The following is a 4,611-nucleotide window of genomic DNA, read 5'->3' as shown; positions in this document are numbered from 1 at the left end:
GGGTGGGGGAAACCCCGGTCCAGCCGGACCACCACCCCCGCCCGGGGCGGCTGGCGTCCTTCGGGGCCCTGCCCCCGCCAGGGGGGCCGTCAGAAGAAGACCGACCGCCGCGCCACCAGCAGCTTGTAGAGGGTGTGCTGAATCGTCTCCCGCACCTGGTCCGTCAGTTGGAACATCAGCATCGGGTCCTCCGCCGCCTCCGGCGGCTGGTCCCTGGTCTCCAGCGGCTCACCGAACTGGATGGTCCACTTCGTCGGCAGCGGCACCGCGCCCAGCGGTCCGAGCCAGGGGAACGTCGGCGTCACCGGGAAGTACGGCAGGCCGAACAGCCGCGCCAGCACCCGGGAGTTCCCCACCATTGGGTGGATCTCCTCGGCCCCCACTATCGAGCACGGCACGATCGGCACCCGCGCCCGCAGCGCCGTCGCCACGAAGCCACCGCGCCCGAAGCGCTGCAGCCGGTACCGGTCGGCGAACGGCTTGCCGAGCCCCTTGAACCCCTCCGGCATCACGCCGACCAACTCGCCTCGCTCGAGCAGCTCCTGCGCGTCCTCCGCGCACGCCAGCGTGTGCCCCGCCTTCCGCGCCAGCTCGTTGACCACCGGCAGTTGGAACACCAGGTCCGCGCCGAGCAGTCGCAGATGCCGCTCGGCCGGGTGCCGGTCCCGCACCGCCACCTGCAGCATCAGCCCGTCCCACGGCAGCGTGCCCGAGTGGTTCGCGACGATCAACGCGCCGCCGTCGGTCGGTATGTTCTCGATCCCCCGCACCTCGACCCGGAAGTACCGCTCGAACACCGGCCGCAGCAGCCGCAGCAGCACCTCGTCCGTGAGGTCCTGGTCGAAGCCGAAGTCGTCGACCTCGTAGTCGCCGGTGAGCCGGCGCCGCAGGAACGCGAAGGTCCGCGCCAGCGCCTGGTCGAGCCCGCCGCCGGCGCCGCGCTCCGCGACCTTCCCGGCCAGCGACGTCAACGACGCCTCGCCGGCCGGCGCCTCCCCCTCGTCACGCTCGTCGCGCTCGTCCCGGGTTCGCCGGCCGCCGCCCTCCCCGACCGGTCCGATCGGAATGACCTTGGCGTCAGCCATGCCGCAGCGCCCCTTCCATCCGGTCAAGGGCCCGCCCCACCCGCTCCGGGGCCAGCAGCCCTGGGCCGTGCGCCGCGGCGAAGTCCGCGAACGCGTCGGCCGTCGAGTACTCCAACGGGCCGCCGAGCGCCACCCGCAGTCGCGCCGTGCTGACCACCCGACCGTGCACCAGGGCCCTGAACTGCTCGCCGGATATCCCGTCCACGCCGGCCGCCCGCAGCACCATCCCGAGCCAGGGCGTCAGCGGGCCGGCCACCGGCACCGTGGGCCGGCCGAGTCGCCGCGCCGCCTGGGAGAGCAGCAGCACGCCGTCCCCGGCGACGTTGAACGTGCCGGCGAGCGCCGGGTCGCGCACCGCGGCCGCCAGCACCTCGACGGCGTCGTGCTCGTGCACGAACTGCAGCCGGGGGTCGAAGCCCAGCACCGTGGGCAGCACCGGCAGCCGGAAGTACGCGCCGAGCGCCGACTCCGCGCCGGGCCCCAGCAGGTGCGCGAACCGCAGCACGGTCACCGCGACGTCGGGACGCCGCCGCCCGAACCCCCGCACATAGCCCTCGATCTCGACCACGTCCTGGGCGAACCCGCCGCCCGGCTGGGGCCGCTCGGGGGCGCTCTCGGAGACCACCGCGGCATCGCGGGCCCCGCTGCCGTAGACCTGGGTGCTCGACGCGACGACGAGCCGCCGCAGCCCCGGCACCTTCTGGCAGGCGCCCAACAGCTGGAGCGTGCCCAGCACGTTGCGCTCCTTGACCGCGGCGCGGCCCACGCCGGGCGAGGCCGCGACCCCCTGGACGTCCAGGTGCACCACGGTGTCGACCCGGTGCTCGGCCAGCACCGTCGCGATCGACGGCTGCCGGATGTCGGCCCGCACGAACCGCATGTCGCCGAGCGGATAGCCGGGCCGGCGCGTGTCCACGCCGACAACCCGGCTCACCTCCGGATCGCGCCTGATGCCCCGCACGAACCGCCCGCTCAACTGCCGGGCGGCACCGGTCACGAGCACGGTCCTGCCCACAAGCGCCACCCCACTCCGGAAAACGCATGGGGCCCTCCCGTCGCCACGGACGGGAGGGCCGAATCAGCGGCGCTCGCTCACTTCTTGTTGCGGCGCTGCACGCGCGTACGCTTCAGCAGCTTGCGGTGCTTCTTCTTCGCCATCCGCTTGCGCCGCTTCTTGATAACAGAGCCCACGACTACCCTCGCTCACTTCGTTTACTCGGTGCGGGGCGTCCGAGCCCACACGACCTACATGGGGTCAGCCTACCGGTCACCGAGTGATACGGGTTAATCGAGGGGCGTCGAAGGGCACCGCCCCTCGTCAGGCGCTTTCCACGCCGACGAAGGACTCCCGGAGGTACTCGTGGACCGCCTGCTCGGGAACCCGGAAGGACCTTCCCACCCGGATCGCGGGCAGATGACCGGCGTGCACCAGCCGGTACACGGTCATCTTGGAGACTCGCATCACCGCGGCGACCTCCGCCACGGTCAGGAACTTGGCCTCGCTCAGAAGCCTTTCAGCAGCCATGTAACACCTGACCTTCCGCACATGTCGGACACCGGCTTCCCCTCCGGTGACTCCCTCTCGCATGTGCGCTCCTCCCCAGATTAGGGGCGGGTGATGCGAGTGGGGAAGAGGTGCCCCAACCGGCCGTTTACAGCGAGCGGGCTCTTAACGTGACAGAGAAGCCCGTTTGGGCACATAGCGCGCGAGCGGTTCACCGTGGCGGGCTCGGCGGGAGTCAGCGGATGGAACCGCTGTGTGGACGCTGCCCCTCGCCCGCCCCGCCAACCCCGGTGGCCCTCCGACGTCTCGCGGTTCCGCGCCCCGTCCCCCTGGCTGACCTGCGCCGACCGCCCGCCGGCCGGCCGCGGCCGCACCCCCCGCCGGCCGCGCGTGGGGAAGCCGGGAAACAGGTGTGAGGCATCGAGACGCGGGGTGCTGAAGACGTGTTCGAGCGGTGCGCCCGGCGAGCGGGCGGCCGTTCACGGCCCTCCAGACGACGTAGACCGAATCGGGTCGTTTTGTCGACACATCACCCCTGCGGTGATGTGAGCGCACGCCCTCCGCACGCGTCGTAGCCCCACGGACGCCTCGACGTAGCGCCCCAGCGGCGAACGGCCCGCGAGGGGCCGCGCCTCCTCGCCCGGGGGTGCCCTTCAGTGCTCGGGCAGCAGCCCACGCGCCGGAAACACGGCCCGCCGGGTGGCGAGCACGGCCCGGTCGACCTCGTCGGCCGGATCGTAGCCTGCCTCCCACCCCCGCCAGGACGGCCGCCGCCCGTCGGTCATCCGCTGCGGCCCGCTCTCCCTGGTCCGCGCGTACACGGCGGACCGCCACTCCTCGGGTGTCTGCGTCGCCGGCTCGATGGGCCGGTGAGCCGCGATGGCGACCACATGCGTCCAGATCCGCGGCACGACGTCGATGATCGCGTATCCGCCACCGCCGAGAGCCAACCACCGTCCGTCGGCGTGCTCGTGCGCCCACTGGTGGCAGGCCTCGGCGGCGGCCCGCTGGGCGTCGAGGCTGAGCGTGAGGTGGGCGAGGGGGTCCTCGAAGTGGGTGTCGGCCCCGTGCTGGGTCACCAGCACCTGGGGCCGGAACTCGGTGAGCAGTTCGGGCACCACCGCGTGCAGCGCCCGCAGCCAGCCGGCGTCGGAAGTGCCGGCGGGCAGCGCCACGTTGACCGCGCTACCGGGTGCCGCGGGCCCGCCGCTCTCCTCGGGCCGTCCGGTGCCGGGGAAGAGGAACCGCGGATGCTCGTGGAGCGAGACGGTCAACACCCTCGGGTCGTCCCAGAACGCGGTCTGCACGCCGTCCCCGTGGTGCACGTCCAGGTCGACGTAGGCGACGCGCTCGGCGCCGAGCTCCAGCAGCCTGGCGATGGCGATCGCCGCGTCGTTGTAGACGCAGAACCCGGAGGCGGCCGAGGGCATGGCGTGGTGCAGCCCCCCGGAGAAGTTGACGGCGTGCCGGACGTCGCCGCGCCAGATGTCCTCGGCGCCGGCGAGTGACTGACCGGCGATCAGCGCGGACGCCTCATGCATGCCGGGGAAGGCCGGCGTGTCCGGGGTCCCGAGGCCCATCCGCTCGTCGGCGTCCCGGGGTTCGACGGAGGCCCGCCGCACCGCCGCGAGGTAGTCGGCCTGGTGCACGAGCCCCAGCGCCGCTTCGCCGGCCGGCTCGGCCGCGACGACCTCGATGTGCCGGTCGAGTCCGAACGCCTCGACCAACCGCATGGTCAGATCCAGCCGCAACGGGTCCATCGGATGCCCGGGGCCGAAGTCGTACCGGGTGACACCCTCGTCCCACATCAGCCGCGCTTCACCACTCATGGCGGCCACGGTAACAAAGCAAGAAAGGGCCCCGCCAAGGTAAACAACCTTGGCAGGGCCCTTTCTTCAATAATTGTCCGGCGGCGACCTACTCTCCCACACGGTCCCCCATGCAGTACCATCGGCGCTGGCAGGCTTAGCTTCCGGGTTCGGAATGTAACCGGGCGTTTCCCCACCGCCATGACCACCGGAA

The 4,611-nt window shown here is 72.3% G+C and carries 5 protein-coding genes and 1 rRNA gene; all 6 read right to left on the bottom strand.

Annotated features, from left to right (window positions below; translation table 11 throughout):
- Window positions 1–89: 89 nt before the first annotated feature.
- The 6 genes from RNC47_RS35855 to rrf all read right to left on the bottom strand — a co-directional run bounded on the left by RNC47_RS35855 (window position 90) and on the right by rrf (window position 4,610).
- Window positions 90–1,085: a lysophospholipid acyltransferase family protein gene (locus RNC47_RS35855; protein ID WP_311605023.1), complete on the bottom strand. Its 996-nt coding sequence runs from the start codon at window positions 1,083–1,085 to the stop codon at window positions 90–92.
- Window positions 1,078–2,100: an NAD-dependent epimerase/dehydratase family protein gene (locus tag RNC47_RS35850; RefSeq protein ID WP_311605021.1), complete on the bottom strand. Its 1,023-nt coding sequence runs from the start codon at window positions 2,098–2,100 to the stop codon at window positions 1,078–1,080. Before RNC47_RS35850 ends, RNC47_RS35855 begins: the two co-directional genes overlap by 8 nt.
- 77 nt (window positions 2,101–2,177) lie before the next feature.
- Entirely contained in the window at window positions 2,178–2,276 is a 99-nt protein-coding gene (locus RNC47_RS35845) for a 30S ribosomal protein bS22 (protein WP_003948845.1), read from the bottom strand.
- A 127-nt stretch (window positions 2,277–2,403) separates the two neighbouring features.
- A complete protein-coding gene (locus tag RNC47_RS35840; RefSeq protein WP_052849337.1) occupies window positions 2,404–2,610 on the bottom strand; it encodes a helix-turn-helix domain-containing protein in 207 nt (68 codons plus the stop codon).
- Between the two features lie 632 nt (window positions 2,611–3,242).
- A complete protein-coding gene (locus tag RNC47_RS35835; protein ID WP_311605018.1) occupies window positions 3,243–4,418 on the bottom strand; it encodes an acetoin utilization protein AcuC in 1,176 nt (391 codons plus the stop codon).
- Window positions 4,419–4,493: 75 nt separating this feature from the next.
- Window positions 4,494–4,610, bottom strand: a 5S ribosomal RNA gene (rrf, locus tag RNC47_RS35830).
- Window position 4,611 lies beyond the last annotated feature (1 nt).

It is taken from the genome of Streptomyces millisiae (genome assembly GCF_031845425.1).
Taxonomy (GTDB): domain Bacteria; phylum Actinomycetota; class Actinomycetes; order Streptomycetales; family Streptomycetaceae; genus Streptomyces; species Streptomyces millisiae.
Note: the sequence above shows the minus strand (reverse complement) of the source record. Positions and strands in the feature narration are given on the sequence as shown.